The sequence below is a fragment of the Streptomyces sp. NPDC002787 genome (genome assembly GCF_053592095.1).
On sequence record NZ_JBSFVC010000011.1, the window covers coordinates 51985 to 71444 of the forward strand.

16 protein-coding genes are annotated in these 19460 nt (G+C 71.6%); 10 read left to right on the forward strand and 6 right to left on the reverse strand.

What is annotated here, in order from left to right; all coding sequences use genetic code 11:
- Positions 1-162: 162 nt before the first annotated feature.
- A complete protein-coding gene (locus ACWD26_RS16795; RefSeq protein WP_451270628.1) occupies positions 163-627 on the forward strand; it encodes an SRPBCC family protein in 465 nt (154 codons plus the stop codon).
- Positions 628-668: 41 nt separating this feature from the next.
- On the opposite strand, the gene ACWD26_RS16800 is transcribed toward ACWD26_RS16795, so the two are convergent.
- Both ACWD26_RS16800 and ACWD26_RS16805 read right to left on the reverse strand, forming a co-directional pair.
- Positions 669-2258 carry a hypothetical protein gene (locus ACWD26_RS16800; protein ID WP_451270630.1) on the reverse strand — a complete coding sequence of 530 codons (1590 nt, stop codon included), beginning with the start codon at positions 2256-2258 and terminating at the stop codon, positions 669-671.
- 281 nt (positions 2259-2539) lie between these two features.
- Positions 2540-4699, reverse strand: a complete 2160-nt coding sequence (locus tag ACWD26_RS16805; RefSeq protein WP_451270632.1) for a DUF1996 domain-containing protein — start codon at positions 4697-4699, stop codon at positions 2540-2542.
- 238 nt (positions 4700-4937) lie between these two features.
- On the opposite strand from ACWD26_RS16805, the gene ACWD26_RS16810 reads away from it, so the two are divergent.
- The 3 genes from ACWD26_RS16810 (at position 4938) to ACWD26_RS16820 (ending at position 9565) form a co-directional block, all read left to right on the forward strand.
- On the forward strand, positions 4938-7715 hold the full coding sequence (locus tag ACWD26_RS16810) for a SpoIIE family protein phosphatase (protein ID WP_451270634.1): 2778 nt from the start codon (positions 4938-4940) through the stop codon (positions 7713-7715).
- Positions 7716-7780: 65 nt separating this feature from the next.
- The gene (locus ACWD26_RS16815) at positions 7781-8668 is read left to right on the forward strand and encodes a Gfo/Idh/MocA family protein (RefSeq protein ID WP_451270636.1); all 888 of its coding nucleotides are present in this window, start codon (positions 7781-7783) and stop codon (positions 8666-8668) included.
- Positions 8669-8773: 105 nt separating this feature from the next.
- Complete coding sequence (locus ACWD26_RS16820) at positions 8774-9565, forward strand: hypothetical protein (protein WP_451270638.1); 792 nt, start codon at positions 8774-8776, stop codon at positions 9563-9565.
- Between the two features lie 32 nt (positions 9566-9597).
- On the opposite strand, the gene ACWD26_RS16825 is transcribed toward ACWD26_RS16820, so the two are convergent.
- Positions 9598-10380: an alpha/beta fold hydrolase gene (locus tag ACWD26_RS16825; RefSeq protein ID WP_451270640.1), complete on the reverse strand. Its 783-nt coding sequence runs from the start codon at positions 10378-10380 to the stop codon at positions 9598-9600.
- A 187-nt stretch (positions 10381-10567) separates the two neighbouring features.
- Between ACWD26_RS16825 and ACWD26_RS16830 the strand changes: the two genes are divergently transcribed.
- A complete protein-coding gene (locus tag ACWD26_RS16830) occupies positions 10568-11533 on the forward strand; it encodes a DUF1152 domain-containing protein (protein ID WP_451270642.1) in 966 nt (321 codons plus the stop codon).
- Positions 11534-11574: 41 nt separating this feature from the next.
- Entirely contained in the window at positions 11575-12558 is a 984-nt protein-coding gene (locus ACWD26_RS16835; RefSeq protein ID WP_451270644.1) for an aldo/keto reductase, read from the forward strand.
- Between the two features lie 69 nt (positions 12559-12627).
- Here the strand turns inward: ACWD26_RS16835 and ACWD26_RS16840 are convergent, their stop codons facing one another.
- On the reverse strand, positions 12628-13113 hold the full coding sequence (locus tag ACWD26_RS16840) for a hypothetical protein (protein WP_451270646.1): 486 nt from the start codon (positions 13111-13113) through the stop codon (positions 12628-12630).
- A gap of 201 nt (positions 13114-13314) precedes the next feature.
- Between ACWD26_RS16840 and ACWD26_RS16845 the strand changes: the two genes are divergently transcribed.
- Positions 13315-14679, forward strand: coding sequence for an FAD-dependent oxidoreductase (locus tag ACWD26_RS16845; RefSeq protein ID WP_451270648.1), 1365 nt, complete (start codon positions 13315-13317; stop codon positions 14677-14679).
- Positions 14680-14822: 143 nt separating this feature from the next.
- Positions 14823-15443 (forward strand): L-threonylcarbamoyladenylate synthase, encoded by a 621-nt coding sequence (locus tag ACWD26_RS16850; protein ID WP_033528678.1) that lies wholly within the window; start codon positions 14823-14825, stop codon positions 15441-15443.
- Between the two features lie 22 nt (positions 15444-15465).
- Here ACWD26_RS16850 and ACWD26_RS16855 read toward each other — a convergent pair whose 3' ends face one another.
- Both ACWD26_RS16855 and ACWD26_RS16860 read right to left on the reverse strand, forming a co-directional pair.
- Complete coding sequence (locus tag ACWD26_RS16855) at positions 15466-16491, reverse strand: DUF6745 domain-containing protein (protein ID WP_451270650.1); 1026 nt, start codon at positions 16489-16491, stop codon at positions 15466-15468.
- A gap of 73 nt (positions 16492-16564) precedes the next feature.
- Positions 16565-16891: a hypothetical protein gene (locus ACWD26_RS16860; RefSeq protein ID WP_451270652.1), complete on the reverse strand. Its 327-nt coding sequence runs from the start codon at positions 16889-16891 to the stop codon at positions 16565-16567.
- A gap of 262 nt (positions 16892-17153) precedes the next feature.
- On the opposite strand from ACWD26_RS16860, the gene ACWD26_RS16865 reads away from it, so the two are divergent.
- Both ACWD26_RS16865 and ACWD26_RS16870 read left to right on the forward strand, forming a co-directional pair.
- Positions 17154-18122, forward strand: coding sequence for an STM4015 family protein (locus ACWD26_RS16865; protein WP_451270654.1), 969 nt, complete (start codon positions 17154-17156; stop codon positions 18120-18122).
- A gap of 36 nt (positions 18123-18158) precedes the next feature.
- A complete protein-coding gene (locus ACWD26_RS16870) occupies positions 18159-19334 on the forward strand; it encodes an STM4014 family protein (RefSeq protein WP_451270656.1) in 1176 nt (391 codons plus the stop codon).
- Positions 19335-19460 lie beyond the last annotated feature (126 nt).

Genomic DNA, 19460 nt, shown 5'->3' on the forward strand with positions numbered 1-19460 from the left:
GGAAGTCGCCCGACAGGACCGTCGGCCGGGCGGCTACGCGGCCCCGTCACGCGACATGGCGCGCCGGCCGGGCGCGGCCCGGGGCGGCGGCCGTCGTGGGGCGGATGTCGGGGGGCGGATGTCGTGGGGCGGGTGTCGGTGCCCGGTGCTTTCATGGGAGTCATGACCAGCAGAAGTGTCGTCGTCGAGCGGCGGGTCGCCGCTTCTCAGGGGCGGGTGTGGGAGGCCCTGACGGACCTCGGCGGTATGGAGCGGATGATCGGCGGGGTCACGAAGGTCGAGATCCTCACGGACGGCGGCTTCGGGGTGGGCACGCGGTGGCGGGAGACCCGGCGCATGTTCGGCAAGGAGGCCACCGAGGAGATGTGGGTGACCGTCAGCGTTCCTCCCGAGCGGTATGTGGTGGAGGCCGAGTCGCACGGCTCCCGCTATGTCTCGGAGTGGGTGCTGCGGGCCGAGGGACCCACGACCACGACGATCCTGATGACGTTCTCGGCCGAGCCGACCGGCGGGGTCGCCGGTCTGCTCGCCAAGGTGATGGGCTCGGTCGGTGCCCGTGCCGTGCGCAAGGCCGTCGCGAAGGATCTCGACGACGTCGCCGCGTGGGTGGAGGGCCGTAGGAGCTGAGCCGCCCCCTCGGCCCTCCGGCCACCGTGCCCCCGGGTGTCTCAGGAGTTCAGGCCGTAGCCGGTGGTCACGTAGGCGCACTCTGTGTAGATGTAGCCCGACTCCAGCTTGGCCGTGTCGGAGGCGGGGCTGGACGCGCTGTCGCCCTTCGGTTTGTGCAGGAAGTAGGTGGTGCCCACCGGCAGGCTGATCGTGCGCTGCGGGTAGTTCTTGCTGCCGCTGCACGGCTTGAAGCTGGGGTTCAGCGTGCTGCTCCAGTCGTAGCTGGTGCAGCCTCCGCAGCCCTTCAGGGTGAACGTGCCGGTCACGGGGCCGGTGTACATGACCTGGATCTCGTCGGGGCTGTCGTTCTTGACCGTCACGGTGATGCTGCCGCCGGAACGGGTCGTGGGCAGCTTCTTGCCCGCCTCCGGGACCTCCTGGGCGATCTCGGCGGCGATCGCTATCTTCTTCGCGCGCGGCGCGTTCTTGTGGTTCTTGTTGGCCTCGACGAAGTCGTTCATCGAGGTCACCGCCTCGGCGAAGTCGCCGTCGTTGTACTGGTCCACACCGCAGGTGTAGACGCCCGCTGAGGCGGAGTCCTCGGCGCGTCCGGCGTCTGCGGCGAGCGCGTCGGCCACGCCTGCCTTCTCCCCCGGCAGCGCCTTGACCTCGGAGCCGAGCGTCCTCAGCTGGTCCACGGCGGTGCACGGGTCGTCACCGCCCACGGCCTTGATCGCCTTGTCCACGGCCGCCTTGACGTCGGGCTCGACCTTCGCCGCCTCGTCCGAGTCGGGGAACGTGGTGAGGAGGTCGCTGAACTGGTCCTGCCAGCCCGCCGTGCCGCCCGCCAGGCTGCCGGAGGCGCACTCGTACAGGGAGGTGGCGAGCCGGTCGTCCGGCCAGGTGGCCAGCGAGCCGAGGTCCTGCTTGCTCACGGTCTGCGGGACCGTGCGCAGGTATTCGAGGGGAGCGATCGCGTCGCAGTACTCCTGCTCCTCGTAGGGGGCGCCGACCGTCGTGTAGAAGGTCTTCAGCCGGTCCGGGACCTTCTCGGCCGCCCGGGAGTCGGGGTGGTCGGTGCTGAGGTCGTCGTAGGCGGTCAGGGCCCTGCGGTACTCGGACTGGGTCGTGCCGAAGGACTCGCCGGAGGCCTTGGCCACGAGGTCGTCGGCCTTCTCCAGCCGGTCCAGGAGCATCTCCTCGACGGCTTCCTTCCGCGCGGTCTCGTACAGCAGACCGCCCACGACCGGTACGCCGAGGAGCAGGACGCCGAGTGCGATGGCGAGCGGGGACTTCGCGGGCCACACCAGACGGTTGCGCAGGCCCAGGAAGGCGCCGTGGACGGCCGCGAGGAGAAGGAACAGCCCGTAGACGACGAGGGTCGCGCCCGAGATCCCGTCAGGGTCGGCCGGCAGCACCGTGAAGAGCAGGAGGCCGGTGGCCACCCAGCACAGCAGCATCAGGAACGGGCGGCGCATCAGGGCGTAGCCGAGTCCGAGACCGCTGAGGTTCAGCAGGCCCACCCCGACGGCCCGCCAGCCGTCCGCCGGACCGGGTGGCGGCCCCGGCGGCATCGGCGGGACCGGTGGCACGACGAAGCTGTGACTCCAGCCGTCCTGGTCTCTTACGCCGTACTGATCCCCGGACATGTCGGATCCCCCCGTCAACTCCACCCGCATGCTCACGAATTGTCAGTGTACGGCCGAAAGTCGATGCCACGACAGATGATTCTCGGGCGCAGGTGGAGATCGATTTCCATTCGTGACCACCGCCCGAGAGGTGGCGCGAAAGAGTCGGTCGCACCACCCGTCGCTCGTGAAAAGTCCGGCCTCCACCCCTTGTTGACGCGCCGGGGCCACTGCCCGGTTCGCCCGGCGGGACGCCGAAGGGCCCAGCGGCTGCCGCTGGGCCCTTCGGGTTTCGCGTGTCGTCAGAGGTCTCGGCGCCCGACCCGGCGGAGCAATACGACTCCGGCGAGCACGGCCGCGCCTCCGATCATGGCGGGCCACATCTGGGCCCCGGTCTCGGCAAGGTCGCCCGTCGCCGACTCCGGCCCCTGCGCTCCGGGCTGACCGGCGGCCGACGGGATGTTGGCGGCGGGCGTCGGCTGCTCGGGGGCGACGGCCTCGGCGCCGCCGTTGTCACCGCCGTTGTCGTCGGCGTTGTCACCGCCCGTGTCGGCGTTCTTGTCGCCGCGCTCGTCCTGGGCGGCGGCGTTGCCGCGTTGGGTCGCCTTAAGCGAGCCGAGGACCTGGGGTTCCTTGTCGCCGCCCTGGTTCGCCGCGTCGTTCCCGCCGCCGGGTGCCGGGGCGGTCTGGGTGGGCTGGGCCGCGTTCTCGTCCTGGTCCTGACCCGGGCCCGGGTTCGGGTCCTGGTCGTTGCCGGGCTGCTCCTGCCCCTGGTCCTGGCCCTGGCCCTGATCGTCGCCCTGACCGGCGTCGCCGCCGTTGTCCTGGTTGCCGCCGTCGCCCTGGTCGCCGTCGTTGCCCTGGTCGCCGTCGTTGCCCTGGTCGCCGTCGTTGCCCTGGTCGCCTCCCACGTCGGCCGCGTCGCACTCGCGGCCGTCGTTGATGCAGTCCACCATCTCCCGCATCAGGTCCTCGTCGAAGACGTTGATGAAGTCGCCGTGGTCGGTGACGGGCTTGTGCAGTTGCTCGGGGAAGGAGTCCACGGCGAACAGCGGGGTCGTACGGCCGCCGTCCTGGAGGCTCGGGGCGTCGACGTCGTAGACGATGCGCTGGACCAGCTGCGGGATGGCCTTGAAGCCGGCGTCGCAGCTGCCGTCCGCGGCGGCGAAGGCCACGTGGGTGCGGTGGTTGGCGCTGTCGATGTTGCGGCCGTCCCAGCAGCTCTGGAACTTGAAGGTGCGTACGACGTCGCTGCCGGCGGGGCAGAGCGGGTACTTGTCCTTCAGCTGCCGGTCCTCGAACCCGGTGCAGCTCCAGGAGGCGTTGGCGTTGGCCGGACCGTTGACGAAGGCCTTGGCGTCACCGGTGATGATGCGCAGCAGCCGCGGCATCTCCACGACCTCGCCGCGCGGGCTGCCGACGAAGGTCATCGTGACCTCCTTGGGCGTCACGATCTCACCGGCGTTGCCCTCGATGCCGCCGCCGGGCGCGTTGGCGTCCTGCTCGGCGGTGCCGTTCTGCAGGCGGATCACGGGCCAGAAGTAGGAGGACTTGTCGCCCTGGTTCTCACAGCTGGTCTCGGCGGCCGCCAGGTCCTCGTCGCTCGCGAACGCGCTGTTGCCCTGGTTGCCGACGTAGTCGTGGAAGTGGTGGGCGCCGTTGGAGACACCGGGGGCCACGATGACGTTGTCCGAGTTGAAGACACCGTTCGCGTTCACACCGCAGTCGGTGCTGAAGGAGCCTGTGGAGCCGTTCTGCTGCCCGCCCCGGTTCCCGGCGCCCGGTTGGACGGACCTGATGTCGGCGTAGTCCGCGGCCACCGGCCCGTTCCCGGCCTGACCGCCGTTGCCCTGCTGGCCGCCCTGCTGATCGCCCTGGTCCTGGCCGCCGCCGTCGCCGTTCTGGCCGTCGCCGTTCTGGCCGTCGCCGTTCTGGCCGCCGCCGTTCTGCTGATCGCCGTTCTGGTTCCCGCCGTTCTGGCCGGCGTTCGGGTCCTCGGCGGGACGCAGCGTACAGGCGGCGAGGGAGTCCAGGCCCTCGGGGCGGTCCCCGACGCGGTCGACGGCGATCGCGATCCGCTCGATCGTCGCGGCCCGCTTCTCCTTCAGCGGGTTCATGATCGCGTTGTCGGCGAAGCCGCTGTCCTGCTGCTGGGCCCCCGCGGAGTTCTGCAGGCGCTGGTAGGCCTCGGCTATCTGCTGGTCCAGGGCGGCGAGTTCCTTGTCGACCTCCGCCCGTGCCCCGTCCGGCACCTCCGTCAGTTGCGCGCCGACGTCCGGGCAGTCGATCGTGCCGGCGGCTGAGCCGGCCTGCTGGACCGAGTCGTCGGTCGAACCGTCCTCGGTGGCCGAGGCGTAGACGTTGACGGCCACGAGCCCGCCCCCGCCCAAGATCAGCGCGATCGCGGCGGAGGTCGCGCGCCGGGCTCCTGTCGGGCGTCTGCGCCTGGTGGTGCGTCCCACGGAAAGCTCCTACGACGTCGTTTTCGGTCCGGGCATGTAAGCCCCCGCCCCATACGGAGCCGGAGCCCGATGCGTTCAAGCGCCTCGCGAATTCACAGGAATTTCTCAGGAAGCGGCACGTCGCGGGTGGTCACCAGCACCGCCGGACAGCTCTTGGGCCGTTCGGGCGACGGCACCGGCCGTGACCGTGCGTGACCCCCTCTCGCCTCCTGGCGCGGGGCAGTGTAGACATGGGCACATGGTCCGTCTCCTGGGTCGATCTCCCTCTCAGTCGACCCGCCGTCCCCGAGGTCAGCGCGCGCAGGGCCGGGCGGACCGCGCCCGGCGGTTGGCGCACGGTTCCGGCGGCGGCGCAACCCGGGGGCCTGGACGGCGGTGGAGCCCGCTCGCGGGGCTCTGGTCGGCGCTCAGCGGGCGCAGTGTCGCCGGGCAGGTGTTCCTGCTGCAGGTCGTGATCGTGCTGGTACTGGTCGTGTCGGCCGTGGTGGCGCTGGTCCTCCAGGTACGGCACGACAGCACCAAGGAAGCGCACAACCGTTCGCTCGCCGTGGCGGAGACGTTCGCCAACGCGCCGGGCACCCGGGAGGCGCTGAGCGCGGACGATCCGACGGCGGTGCTCCAGCCGAGGGCCGAGGCCGCCCGGATCCAGTCCAAGGTCGACTTCATCGTCGTCATGAACACCGACGGGATCCGCTACACCCATCCCAAGACCGACCGCATCGGCAAACAGTTCGTCGGCAGCCTCGAACCCGCGCTCGAAGGCGAGTCCTTCACCGAGGAGATCGACGGAACCCTCGGCCCGCTCGTGCAGGCCGTGGTGCCGATCAAGGCGCCCGACGGCACGGTCGTGGGCCTGGTATCGGCCGGGATCACCACCGAGAACGTGGGTGGGGTCGCCGAACAGCAGTTGCCCCTCGTGCTGGCCGCCGCCGCGGCGGCCCTCGCCCTGGCCACGGCGGGCACGGCACTCGTCAGCAAGCGGCTCCTGCGCCAGACCCACGGCCTCGGGCCGTCCGAGATGACCCGTATGTACGAGCACCACGACGCGGTGCTGCACGCCGTACGGGAGGGCGTGATCATCATCGGCGGCGGGGGCCGGCTCCTGCTCGCCAACGACGAGGCCCACCGTCTGCTCGACCTGCCCACCGACGCCGAGGGGCAGGACGTCCTCGCCCTGGGCCTCGAACCGCACATGGCCGACCTGCTGGCCTCGGGCCGCGTCGCCAACGACGAGGTGCACCTGGTGGGCGACCGGCTGCTCGCGGTGAACCAGCGGCCCACCGATCTGCAGGGCGAGCCCTCCGGCAGCGTCGCCACCCTCCGCGACTCCACCGAGCTGCGGGCCCTGTCCGGCCGGGCGGAGGCCGCGCGGGAGCGTCTGAGGCTGCTCTACGACGCCGGGGTGGGCGTCGGCACCGGCCTGGACGTGACCCGCACCGCGGAGGAGCTGGCGGAGGTGGCCGTCCCCCGGTTCGCGGACTTCGTCACCGTGGACCTGGCCCCGGCGGCGCTGAGCGGCGACGAACCGGAGACGGTGACCACGCTGCGGCGTACGGCGTTCAGCGGGATCCGCAAGGACGCGCCGTTGTACAAGGTGGGCGAGAAGATCGACCTCGTCCCTTCCTCGCCGCAGGCCCGCAGCATCGACAGCGGCAGTTCGACCCTCGTGGTCGACCTCAGCCGGGCGCCCGGCTGGCGGGCCCAGGACCTCGAACGGTCCGCGCAGGTCGTCGAGTACGGCATCCACTCGCTGATCACCGTGCCGTTGCGGGTGGGCCAGCTGGTGATGGGTGTCGCGAACTTCTGGCGCTCGGAGAAGCCCGAGCCGTTCGACCAGGAGGAGCTGGCCCTCGCCGAGGAACTCGTCGCCCGGGCGGCGGTCTCCATCGACAACGCCCGCCGCTACACGCGCGAGCACACGATGGCGGAGACCCTGCAGCGCAGCCTGCTCCCGCGCAACCTTCCCGAGCAGAGCGCCCTGGACGTCGCGTACCGCTATCTGCCCGCACAGGCCGGGGTGGGCGGGGACTGGTTCGACGTACTGCCCCTGTCCGGCACCCGGGTCGCGGTCGTCGTGGGCGACGTCGTGGGGCACGGGCTGCACGCGGCGGCGACGATGGGGCGGCTGCGCACGGCGGTCCACAACTTCACGGCCCTGGACCTGCCGCCCGACGAGATCCTCGGCCTGCTGGACGAGATGGTCAGCCGCATCGACCAGGACGAGGCCGTCCTGGACGGCACCGCCCCGATCACCGGGGCGACCTGTCTGTACGCGATATACGACCCCGTCTCGCGCCGCTGCACCGTCGCCCGCGCCGGGCATCCGCCGCTCGCGGTGGCCCGGCCCGACGGCACGGTCGATTTCCCGGACGTGCCGGCCGGTCCGCCGCTCGGTCTCGGCGGTCTGCCGTTCGAGACAGCCGAGCTCGACCTGGACGAGGGCAGCCGGCTGGTGCTGTACACCGACGGGCTCGTCGAGGACCGGGAGCGGGACATCGACGACGGGCTCGAACTGCTGCGCACGGCCCTGACCGGGGCCGACACCTCGCCGCAGGGCACCTGTCAGGCCGTGCTCGAGGCGCTGCCGCCGAGCCGGGCCAGCGACGACATCGCGTTGATCGTCGCCCGCACCCGCGCGCTGGACACGGGCCGCGTCGTCGAGTGGGAGGTGCCCGGCGATCCCGCGGCCGTCGCCCGGGCGCGCGCCGACGCCACCCGTCAGCTGACCGAATGGGGCCTTGAGGAGCTGGAGTTCACCACCGAACTGATCCTCAGCGAACTGGTCACCAACGCCATCCGGTACGGCGGCGTCCCCATCCGGGTCCGCCTCATCCACGACCGCAACCTGATCTGCGAGGTCACCGACAGCAGTCACACCTCCCCCCATCTGCGGTACGCCGCCACGACCGACGAGGGCGGCCGCGGCCTCTATCTCATCGCCCAGCTCACCCAGCGCTGGGGCACCCGCTACTCCCCCACCGGCAAGACCATCTGGACCGAACAGGCACTGCCCTGACGTCATCTCACCAGTCCTGTCCCCAAGGGCAGGGCCCTCCACCATGTGCAAGGAGAGACCGCAGCATGCGTATCGGACTGCTCGGAACCGGACCGTGGGCCGAGATGGCCTACGCCCCCGCGCTGAGCGCGCACCAGGAGCTGGACTTCGTGGGCGTGTGGGGCAGGCGCCCGGAGGCGGCCAAGGAACTGGCCGACCGGCACGGCGGACTGCCCGTGTACGAGGACGTCGACGCCCTGTTCGCCACTGTGGACGCGGTCGCCGTGGCCCTGCCGCCCTCCGTTCAGGCGCCGCTCGCGGTACGTGCCGCCCGGGCGGGCTGTCATCTGCTGCTGGACAAGCCCCTCGCGATGGACGTCGAGCAGGGGCGAGCCGTCGTCGAGGCGGTCGCGGAGGCCCAGGTCGCCTCCGTCGTCTTCTTCACCGCCCGGTTCCAGCCTCCGATCGATGCGTGGATCACCGAACAGGCCGCCCACGAAGGCTGGTTCACCGCCCGCGCGGAGTGGTTCGGGTCGCTGTTCGACGACGAGAGCGACAGCCCCTTCGCGGACTCGCCGTGGCGGCGGGAGAAGGGCGGCCTGTGGGATGTGGGCCCGCACGCCCTGTCCGTACTCCTGCCGCTCCTCGGGGACGTCGAGAAGGTGGCCGCCGCCGTGCGCGGCCCCAAGGACACGGTCCATCTGATCCTCCTGCACAGCGGTGGGGCGTCCAGCACGGTCACCCTCAGCCTCACCGCCCCGCCCGCGGCCTCCGGCACCACGGTCGAGCTGCGGGGCCGGGCCGGTACGACCGTGCTGCCCACCTCCGACGAAGGTGCCGTACCGGCCCTCGTGCGGGCGGGGGACGCGCTGTTGGCAGCGGCCCGCGGCGGCCGCCCGCACCCGTGCGACGCCGCGTTCGCTCTGCGGGTGACGGAGCTACTGGCCACCGCGGAAGGGAAGTTGACCGGCTGATAAGGCCGACTCCCGGACCCCGTTCGGGTTTGCGTTCGACCGTGACCGGACATCGTCCGGTGGCGGGCATGCCTTCGCCCGGCGCGTGTCGGTGAGGAGGTGCCCGTGAGCGAAGCGGACGGGGCCGCCGCCGTGCCCCCGGGGGACAGGGCGACGGCCGGACAGAGGGATCAGGACGCGCGGACGGTCATGCGGCTGCGCCTGGGGGTCGGCGTCATCGGCGTCCTGCTGCCCCCGGCGCTGCCGGTCGGCAACTGGATCGCGGCGCGGCTCGCGGGCCGGAGCGGCGAGGACGCCTGGCCCGGTTCCATGAGCGGCGCCTACTACACCAGCACCCGTGACATCTTCGTCGGCGCGCTGTGCGCCCTCGGGATCTTCCTGATCGTCTACCGCTACAACAAGCTGAACGACGTCATGGGCACGATCGCCGGCACCTGCGCCCTCGGCGTCGCCCTCTTCCCGACCGCGCCGGGCTCCGGGGGCGACGCCGGACAGCAGACGATCTCCGTGTTCCACCAGATCTTCGCCGTCGCGCTGCTGACGTCGATGGCCGTCTTCTGTCTCCTCATGTACCGGGCGCCGGGCGTCAAGGAACGGTCGTACGTACGGCGGCCCTACCTCTGGGCCGGTGTGCTGATCCTCGTCTTCATGGGGCTCGCGGCCGCGGCGGCGGTGACCGAGGTGGGCGACGACTGGCTGGTCACGCCCCTGTACCTGTGCGAGTGGCTGTCCGTGTGGTCCTTCGGCTTCGCCTGGACGGGCGCCGCCCTGTCCCTGGCCGCGGACATCGACCGCCTGCCCAGGACCCGGGCGGTCGTCGGTGCCCTGCTCGGATGGCCGCGCTCTCTCGGCGGTCTGCTGGGCCGGGGGGAACCCCGCTCGCACGAGGCGGTGTGACACACCCGGGGGGCCTCCGATCGACGGAGGCCTCAGGGACGGGTGCCGGTGAGAAAGCGGTCGAGCGTGGCGGTCAGTTCGGCCGGCTTCTCCACCGGGAGCTCGTGGCCTGCGTCCAGGATGCGGACTTCGGCGTCCTGGCAGGCCTTGGCCATGCGGAGCATCTGCGCGACGGGGAGCTGGATGTCGTGGTAGCCGTGGACGAGGAGGGTGGGGGTGCTGATCTCGCCGAGACGGTCCAGGACGTCGAAGGCACGCATGGCGCCGTAGAGGGTCATGACGACCTCGCGCGGGGTGGCCGAGGAGGCGCGGATGTACTCGCGGATCTCCTCGCGGGGGTAGCCGGGGGCGAAGGCGCGCTGGATGTTGGCGGCGACGAACAGCTTGAAGGGGACGCGGGTCGAGGCCGCCATGAGCAGGCCACGGCCGCGGCTGTAGGTCATACGGCCGATGGAGTTGACCAGGACCAGGCGCTCCACCCGCTCGGGGTGGGCGAGGGTGATGGTCTGGCAGATCATGCCGCCCATGGAGTGGCCGACGAGGACGAACCGCTCGACGCCGAGGTGATCGAGGAGAGCGAGGACGTCTCTCGCCAGTTCCTCGATCGTGCGCACCCCGGCCCCGCCGCTGTCGCCGTGCCCGCGCAGGTCCAGCCGGATCACCCGCCGCTTCGCGGAGAAGTGCGCCACCTGGTGGTCCCAGCGGTGCCGGTTCGCCGTCCAGCCGTGGACGAACACCAGGGGCACGCCCTCGCCGTCGCGGGGTCCCTCGTCGTCGTACGTCAGCGCGGCGCCGTCGACTTCGAGCTGCGGCATGGGGGCCTCCTGCGGTGCCGTCCGGTTACTGACCGGTACGGTAACCGGTGCCCGGCCCCGCGTCACCGTTGCATCGAGCAATGAGAATCGAGCAATCGAGCAATCCTGGGGATGTTCCCGCGCCGTCCAGAGCGCCGGCCTCCGGAAATCGCGCGCGCCTGCCGCACCGCCCTGTTAGCTTCCCCCGGTGTTCTCCCTCCCCGAACCCCCGTTCTTCACCCGGCTGCGCGACGCGCGGCGCGTGCTCATCGCCGGTGCCGGTGGCGGTTTCGACGTCTATGCCGGTCTTCCGCTGGCCCTCGCCCTGCGCTCGGCGGGCAAGGAGGTCCATCTCGCGAACCTCTCGTTCGCCGATCTGTACGGCCTGAGTCTGGACGTGTGGCTGGAGCAGGACGTCGCGGCCATCGGTCCGGACACCACGTTCCGGGGCGACTACTTCCCCGAGCGCACCCTCGCCCGGTGGCTGGCCCTGCACGGGCTGCCCAGCACGGTGTACGCGCTCTCCCGTACCGGTGTGGCACCTCTGCGGGCCGCCTACCGCGCGCTCCTCGACCATCTGGGCGGGGTGGACGCCGTCGTCCTGGTGGACGGCGGCACCGACATCCTGATGCGCGGGGACGAACACGGGCTCGGGACGCCGGAGGAGGACATGGCGAGCCTGGGTGCCGTCGCCGGGCTCGACGAGGTCCCGGAGCGGCTGGTGGCGTGTCTCGGCTTCGGCGTGGACTCCTACCACGGGGTCAACCACTCCCTGGTGCTGGAGAACCTGGCGGCGCTGGAGCGCGACGGCGCCTACCTCGGCGCGTTCTCGTTGCCACGCGACAGCCGCGAGGGCGCCCTGTACCTGGACGCGGTGGCCCACGCCCAGCGGTCCACGCCGACCCACCCGAGCATCGTCAACGGCTCGGTCGCGGCGGCGGTGCGCGGCGAGTTCGGCGACGTCCGGTTCACCGACCGGACCCGGAACAGCGAACTGTTCATCAACCCGCTGATGGCGCTGTACTTCTGCGTGGACGCGGTCGGACTCGCCCGCCGCAACCTCTACCTCGACCGGCTGGAGAAGACGGAACTCACCCGGCAGATCAGCTCGGTCATCGCGGAGTTCCGGGACGAGCTGCCCGGGCAGCGCCCACCGCGTGCCTTCCCGCACTGACCCTGCGGAACACGTGGCGGAACAGATGACAGACTGCCGCCATGGAAGAACGCGCATTCGGTAGGTCGGGTCAGCACGCGTCCGTGGTCGGTCTGGGCACATGGCAGCTGGGCGCCGACTGGGGAGACGTCGACGACAAGGAAGCCCTTGCGGTGCTGGAGGCCGCGGCCGAGTCGGGGGTGACCTTCTTCGACACGGCCGACGTCTACGGCGACGGGCGCAGCGAGCAGACCATCGCCACGTTCCTGCGGAGCAGGCCCGACCTCCATGTGTTCATCGCGACGAAGATGGGCCGTCGCGTGGACCAGATCCCCGAGAACTACGTCCTCGACAACTTCCGGGCCTGGAACGACCGGTCCCGCCGCAACCTCGGCGTGGACCGCCTCGACCTGGTCCAGTTGCACTGTCCGCCCACGCCGGTCTACTCCTCGGACGAGGTGTTCGACGCCCTGGACACCATGGTCGAGGAGGAGCGCATCGCCGCGTACGGCGTCAGCGTGGAGACCTGCGCCGAGGCGCTGACGGCGATCGCCCGGCCCAACGTGGCGAGCGTGCAGATCATCCTCAACCCGTTCCGGATGAAGCCGCTCCGCGAGGTCCTCCCGGCGGCCGAGGAGGCGGGCGTCGCGATCATCGCGCGCGTTCCGCTCGCCTCGGGTCTGCTGTCGGGCAAGTACACGAAGGACACGGTCTTCGCCGAGAACGACCACCGCACGTACAACCGGCACGGCGAGTCCTTCGACCAGGGCGAGACCTTCTCCGGCGTCGACTACGGCACGGGCGTCGAAGCGGCCGTCGAGTTCGCCGCGCTCGCCCCGGAGGGCTTCACCCCGGCCCAGCTGGCGCTGCGCTGGATCATCCAGCTGCCGGGCGTCACGACGGTCATCCCCGGCGCCCGCACGCCGGAGCAGGCTCGCGCCAACGCGGCCGCGGCGGCGCTGCCGGCCCTGTCCGACGAGACCCTCACGGCGATCCGGGAGCTGTACGACCGGCGTATCAAGGAGCAGGTGGAGAGCCGCTGGTAGCACCAGGCGGTGCCGACGCGCGGGAAGCGGCCGGTTCGGCCGCTTCCCGCGCGTCGCGCGGCGGGCGTGTCAGATGCGGCCGCCGGTGAGCCGGGTCAGCGGGCCCTGTATATGGCGCTCGGAGCGGCGGCCGGCCGCGTAGGAGGCGGCGGTCAGGACGGTGAGGCCCGCGCCCACACCGGCGGCGACGAGCTTGCGGTGGGCGATGACGGTCATGGCCGTCTTCGCGGTCGCGGCGACCTGGCCGGAGGCCTGCACCACCGCCTGACGGCCCGCCTCGACACCCTTGACCGCGCTGTGCACGGCGCTGCTCGTGCTGTCGACCGCGCGCTTGGTCGTGTCGGCCGCGCGTCCGGTACCCGCCTTGGCGGACGACGCCGCGTCGTCCACCTTGACCGCCGCCGTCTTCGCGGACTCGGTGGCCGGCGCCGTCGTCTTTCCGGTGGTCCGGCGGGCCTTGGCCGCGGCCGTCTCGGCGGACGCGGAGTTCTCGTTGGGATCCTTGTTCGGTCGATTCATGGAGACCGCGTTGCCGTTCACCGCCCCGGCAAACACATCACGTCGAAGCGCGTGCCCGCCGTCGGCCCCCGCGGCTCGCTCTGCCCTTGCCCGCTCCTGCCCCGCCGGCCGCGCATTCCCCCAGATGGCATAAGATCGCTTTATGAGGTCATAGACCCGACCCGTGTACCTGGTAAGGGTTGCCTTAGTTTAGGGTTGCCGTCGAGTCGCTTGTCTCCGCTCGAAGGGAACCTGAACATGCCCCGCCCTCTGCGGGTAGCCATTGTCGGAGCCGGACCCGCCGGGATCTACGCCGCCGACGCGCTGCTGAAGTCCGACGTGGCCACCGAGCCCGGTGTGTCCATCGACCTCTACGAGCGGATGCCCGCCCCGTTCGGACTGATCCGCTACGGCGTGGCCCCCGACCACCCCCGCATCAAGGGCATCATCACGGCCCTGCACCAGGTGCTCGACAAGCCGCAGATCCGTCTCTTCGGCAACGTCGACTACCCGGCGGACATCAACCTCGACGATCTGCGCGCCTTCTACGACGCCGTGATCTTCTCCACGGGCGCCACGGCCGACCGCGCGCTCGACATCCCCGGCATCGACCTCGACGGCTCCTACGGCGCGGCCGACTTCGTCTCCTGGTACGACGGCCACCCGGACGTCCCGCGCACCTGGCCCCTGGAGGCCGAGAAGGTCGCCGTCCTCGGTGTCGGCAACGTGGCCCTCGACGTGGCCCGCATCCTCGCCAAGACGGCCGACGAACTGCTGCCGACCGAGATCCCGGCGAACGTCTACGAGGGTCTGAAGGCCAACAAGGCGCTGGAGATCCACGTCTTCGGCCGGCGCGGCCCCGCGCAGGCGAAGTTCTCCCCGATGGAGCTGCGGGAGCTGGACCACTCCCCCAACATCGAGGTCATCGTCGACCCCGAGGACATCGACTACGACGAGGGCTCCATCGCGACCCGGCGCGGCAACAAGCAGGCCGACATGGTCGCCAAGACCCTGGAGAACTGGGCGATCCGCGACACCGGCGACCGCCCGCACAAGCTGTTCCTGCACTTCTTCGAGTCGCCCACCGAGATCCTCGGCGAGGACGGCAAGGTCGTCGGCCTGCGCACCGAGCGCACCGCCCTCGACGGCACCGGCAACGTCAAGGGCACCGGCGAGTTCAAGGACTGGGACGTCACCGGGATCTACCGCGCGGTCGGCTACCTGTCGGACAAGCTGCCCAAGCTGCCCTGGGACGTCGAGTCGGGCACGGTCCCGGACAAGGGCGGCCGGGTCATCGAGGAGACCGGCGCGCACCTGCAGTCGACGTACGTCACCGGCTGGATCCGGCGTGGTCCGGTGGGCCTCATCGGGCACACCAAGGGCGACGCCAACGAGACCGTCGCCAACCTGCTGGACGACTTCGCCAACGGGCGGCTGCACGAGCCCTCCGCGCCCGCCCCGGAGGCCGTCGACGCCTTCCTCGCGGAGCGGAACGTCCGCTTCACGACGTGGGAGGGCTGGTACAAGCTCGACGCCGCGGAGAAGGCGCTGGGTGAGCCGCAGGGCCGCGAGCGCGTGAAGCTCGTCGAGCGTGAGGACATGCTGCGAGAGAGCGGCGCGTAGGCGCTCCGCTTGGGGCAGGGGGACTGTGGGCCGTCTTTGAGCCGCGGGTTGTTCGTGGCTGGTCGCGCAGTTCCCCGCGCCCCTTTCAGGGGCCTGCGGCCCCATCGACGGCCGTGCGCCACTCGTAGGCATAAGCTCGGTCAATGGCCAAGTACTACGACGTGCACCCCGACAATCCTCAGCCGCGTGCCATCGGTCAGGTGGCCGACAGCATTCGTCAGGGTGGACTCATCGCGTATCCGACGGACTCCTGCTTCGCGCTGGGGTGCCAGCTGGGCAGTCGTGACGGCATCGAGCGGATCCGTACGATCCGGCAGCTCGACGACCGTCACCACTTCACCCTGGTGTGCGAGAACTTCGCGCAGCTGGGCCAGTTCGTGCACGTCGACAACGACGTGTTCCGCGCCGTGAAGGCGTCGACGCCCGGCAGTTACACCTTCATCCTCCCCGCGACCAGGGAGGTGCCCCGCAAGCTCCTCCACCCCAAGAAGAAGACGGTCGGCGTGCGCATCCCCGACCATCGCGTGGCCCAGGCCCTGCTCGCGGAGCTCGGCGAACCGCTCGTCTCCAGCACGCTGCTGCTGCCCGACGAGGAGGAACCGCTGACCCAGGGCTGGGAGATCAAGGAGCGCCTGGACTATCTGGTCGACGCGGTGGTGGACTCCGGCGACTGCGGCACGGAGCCGACGACCGTCATCGACTTCTCCAGCGGCGAGGCCGAGATCATCCGCAAGGGCGCGGGCGACACCTCACGCTTCGAGTGACGCCGGGGGGCGCCGGGGGCCCTCACGTCTGCCGCAGCGGCTCGTACACCTCGGCGCTCAGGCCGAACGTCCAGGCCACGCCCTCGCGGGCCGTGGTCGTCGTGGGCGGCACGCGCAGCCAGTAGGTGCGGCTCGTGCCGTCCGGCTCCGGCGTGGAGTTGACGACCTCCACCATCACCACGTCCTCGTCGCCGGGCAGGGCTATCCGCCACAGCACACCCGTCTCGTCGCGGTGCACCGGCCGCGCCCCGGACTCCTCCAGGTAGCGGTCGTAGCCGTAGTGCTCGAGCATCACGCGGCGCAGCTCGGCGTTCTCCTCCTGCCGGATCTCCGCCGGCGTCAACGCGCCGAGCCGGTCGAGGAATGCGCCGGGGACGGGCAGCCCGCGCCAGGCGTGCAGGGCGAAACCGTCCGCGTAGGCGAGCGCCGGGCCGTCACCACGGTCGAGGCGGCCCGCCTCGTCTCGGTGCAGCTCCACCGGCCGTTCGGCGACGACGGCGACCTGCTCGTACGGCCACCACCAGCCGGCCGCGCGGGCCACCTCGGCGAGTCCGTCCAGGCCCGGAGTGGCGTCGAGGGCGGCCAGCCAGGCCGCGTCGTGCTGGCCCAGGACGGCGTCCAGGAGGAGGAGCCGGATGCCGGTCTCCTCCTTGCGGTCGGCGGGGGCCAGGGCCTCGACGATGCCGGTGCGGACGCGGTCGACGAGGGGCCGGGTCGTCTCCCAGAGGTCCGCGCCCGTGGCGCGCCAGTGGTCGCTCCAGCCGGTGGGTCCCAGCCGGGTGTGCAGCCGGTCCCGTTCGGCGGCGACGGGTCTGGTGCGGACGGCGTCGCGGACACTCGCCCCGGTCGCCGGCAAGGCCTCGCCGTCCTCCGCCGGTGCTCCCGACAGCAGGCGTACCGCCTCCAGGGGAGAGCGGGCCCACACGATCCGCTCGGGCTCCCGCAGTCCCGCCCGCCGGTAGGCGAGCCGTACGCCCGCCTCTGCCCGCGCCTGGTCGCCCCGTCCGGTGGCCGCCGCCACCGCCCGCCAACTCACTTGTTCCGTCACGCCGTTCCTCCTCGATCTCGATGCCTGTCGCTGCGGCTGCCGTACGCCACGGCCCGCCGTTTCCCCAGGGGCTTCAGTCGGCGACGATCCGCACCGAACCCGGTACGTACTCGCGCTGGCGTACGACCCGGTACCAGCCCTTGGGCAGGGAGATGGCCGCGTGCTCCTCGTGGACGACGCGGGCGCCCTCCGGCACGTGGAGCAGCATCGGCCCGAAGGCACTCGCCTCGCGGATGAGGCGGCCGGGGCCGACGACGGCGTGCGCATGGCCGGTGACCTCGCCGAGGGCGAGGACGAGCCGGCCGCGCCCGTCCCGCGGTTCCGACGTGGCGTCCAGCGCGGTGTCGGGCACGGCGCTCTGAGCCAACGGCGCGATGAGGATGTCTCCTTGCCGGTACATGGGTCTCCCTCCCGTCGGGCACTCGCTGTGCCACGGAAAGGACGGTAGGGCCAGGCACTGACAATCGGCCCGGGCGCCCCTGTTCGCCGGACCGGGCACGACTGTTCGTCCACAGGACAGGGGTCCGCCGCACACGTTGTCAGTGGGGCTTGGTAGAACTCCCCTACCCGGCGGCGCTGTGCGCGCTCCGGGTGCGCAACGGGCGGACCGGGCACGGACCCGGCTGCCGTCCATGGACTGGGAACGAAGGGGCGGGGCGCACATGACCATCGGGAGCCATCTGGAGGAGTTCCACGACCTTCCGGTCCACCGCTTCCCCAAGTCGGTGAAGGGACCGGAGGGCGCCAGGCACCTGCCCGCTCCCGAGTCGGTGGCCTGGAGCATCGCCGTGGACTCGTACGACAGCGAGGAGGCGTGGGAGGAGGCGTTCGCCCGCTTCCTGGCCGCCGTCGACACCTCGAAGGTGCGGGCGCTGGTCGTGGGAGCCTGGAGCGACGCGTACGACAACGGCCCCGAGAAGATCGTCGAGGCCCTCGTCGAGGCGAAGGACCGGCTGCCCGCGCTGCGCGCGCTGTTCCTCGGCGACATCGTGATGGAGGAGTGCGAGATCTCCTGGATCAACCAGGGCGATGTCGGTCCGCTCCTGAACACCTTCACGGAGCTGGAGGAGTTCGGCGTGCGCGGCGGACAGGGTCTCGTCTTCCCCACGGTGCGTCACGAGCGGCTGCGGACGCTGACGGTCGAGACCGGCGGCATGCCCGTCGAGGCGGTCCGGGGTGTCGCGGGCAGCGACCTGCCCGCCCTCGTCGAGCTGGACCTGTGGCTGGGCACGTCCGAGTACGGCGGCGACTGCGAGGTGGGCGACCTGGCGCCGATCCTCGCGGGCACCCGGCTGCCGGCGCTGAAGCATCTGGCGCTGCGCAACAGCGAGATACAGGACGACATCTGCGCGGCGCTGGCCTCCGCCCCGGTGGTGGCCCGCCTCGACGTCCTCGACGTGTCGATGGGCGTCCTCACCGACGACGGCGCGACCGCGCTGCTCACGGGCCAGCCGCTCACCCACCTCACCACACTGGACCTGCACCACAACTACCTCAGCCAGGCGATACGCGACCGCCTCCGGGACTCCCTGGAGGCCGAGGGCGTCCAGGTCGACGTCGACGCCGACGACGCCGAATCGGACGAGGAGGAGGACGGCACGGTCTGGCGGTTCGTCGCGGTCGGCGAGTGAACGCGTAGTCGCTCGCGAGGGAAGGGGGGAAGGGGCATGCCCGGTTGGACCGGTGCGGCGGGTGCGGGGTCCGGACCGTACAGGTGGGTGGTCGTCGGGAACGGGGAGAACCGGCGGGTCGAGCTGTTCGTCACGGCGGCCGAGGCGGCCGGTGTCGGCACGCCGCGGGTCGTCGAGTGGCGGGACGTGCTGCGCGACGGCGGGCACGCGTTCACCGCCGACGAGGTCGTGCGGCTGGAATCACCGGGCGAGAACGCCGAGGTGGACCGGCTGCTGCGGGGCGTCGACGATCCGACGCGGGTGGAGGGTTCGGCCACCTGGTACGCCCGTTTCCTGGCCGCCGTGGATTCGCTGCGGGGCGGGGTACGGCTGGACGGTCCGGCGGATCTCGCCGTGCTGTTCGACAAGCGGCTCTGCCACGCCCGGCTCGACGCCGCCGGGGTCCCCGTTCCTCCGTCACCCACCTCGGGCGACGGGCCGCCGGTGCGCGGCTGGGACGACGTCAGGGCGGCGATGCGGGAGCACGGCATGGCGCGTGTCTTCGTGAAGCCTGCCCACGGGTCCTCCGCGTCCGGTGTGCTGGCCGTCGAGTCGGCGGCAGGCGGCCGGATCAGGGCCACCACCTCGGTGGAGGTGGCCGCCGACGGCCGGCTGCACGCGCCACCGCGGCTGCACAACTCCCTGCGGGTCCGGCGCTACACGGACGAGCGGGAGATCGCCGGCATCGTCGACGCCCTCGCGGTCGACGGTCTGCACATCGAGCGCTGGCTGCCGAAGGCGTCCGCCCAGGGCAGATCCGCCGACCTGCGGGTTCTGGTGGTGGCGGGCCGGGCCACGCACGCGGTCGTCCGCACCAGCCGTTTCCCGATGACCAATCTCCATCTGGGTGGGGCGCGGGGCGACCTGGCGTCCGTCGTCGACGCGGCAGGCGACCGCTGGAGGCAGGCGCTCGACATCTGCGAGCGGGCCGCCGCCTGCTTCCCGGACACGCTGTGCGTCGGCGTGGACCTGTTGCCGGCGATCGGCTGGCGTCGGTTCGCCGTCGGCGAGGTCAACGCCTTCGGCGATCTGCTGCCCCGGCTGACCGGACTGCCGGGGGGCCCGGCGGAGGGCCTGGACACCTACACGGCGCAGATCGCGGCGGTGCGCGACGCGCTGCGCCCGGCGCCTTCGCACCACGCTCAGGCAAGGAAAGACCATGCACCCTTCTGACACGGCGGGATCGACCGGCCCGACCGCCACGGGCGACCCAGCTCACCTGGCCGACACGCCCCACCGGACCCCCACGACCCACATGCCCCACCCGCCCCACCGGCCTTCGGAGGCCGCCCAGCCGCC

Bases quoted from the DNA above. Each gene is read 5' to 3' on its own strand.
- ACWD26_RS16795 (WP_451270628.1), top strand. From the start codon at position 163: ATGACCAGCAGAAGTGTCGTCGTCGAGCGGCGGGTCGCCGCTTCTCAG.
- ACWD26_RS16800 (WP_451270630.1), bottom strand. From the start codon at position 2,258: ATGTCCGGGGATCAGTACGGCGTAAGAGACCAGGACGGCTGGAGTCAC.
- ACWD26_RS16810 (WP_451270634.1), top strand. From the start codon at position 4,938: ATGGTCCGTCTCCTGGGTCGATCTCCCTCTCAGTCGACCCGCCGTCCC.
- ACWD26_RS16815 (WP_451270636.1), top strand. From the start codon at position 7,781: ATGCGTATCGGACTGCTCGGAACCGGACCGTGGGCCGAGATGGCCTAC.
- ACWD26_RS16825 (WP_451270640.1), bottom strand. From the start codon at position 10,380: ATGCCGCAGCTCGAAGTCGACGGCGCCGCGCTGACGTACGACGACGAG.
- ACWD26_RS16835 (WP_451270644.1), top strand. From the start codon at position 11,575: ATGGAAGAACGCGCATTCGGTAGGTCGGGTCAGCACGCGTCCGTGGTC.
- ACWD26_RS16845 (WP_451270648.1), top strand. From the start codon at position 13,315: ATGCCCCGCCCTCTGCGGGTAGCCATTGTCGGAGCCGGACCCGCCGGG.
- ACWD26_RS16850 (WP_033528678.1), top strand. From the start codon at position 14,823: ATGGCCAAGTACTACGACGTGCACCCCGACAATCCTCAGCCGCGTGCC.
- ACWD26_RS16860 (WP_451270652.1), bottom strand. From the start codon at position 16,891: ATGTACCGGCAAGGAGACATCCTCATCGCGCCGTTGGCTCAGAGCGCC.
- ACWD26_RS16865 (WP_451270654.1), top strand. From the start codon at position 17,154: ATGACCATCGGGAGCCATCTGGAGGAGTTCCACGACCTTCCGGTCCAC.
- ACWD26_RS16870 (WP_451270656.1), top strand. From the start codon at position 18,159: ATGCCCGGTTGGACCGGTGCGGCGGGTGCGGGGTCCGGACCGTACAGG.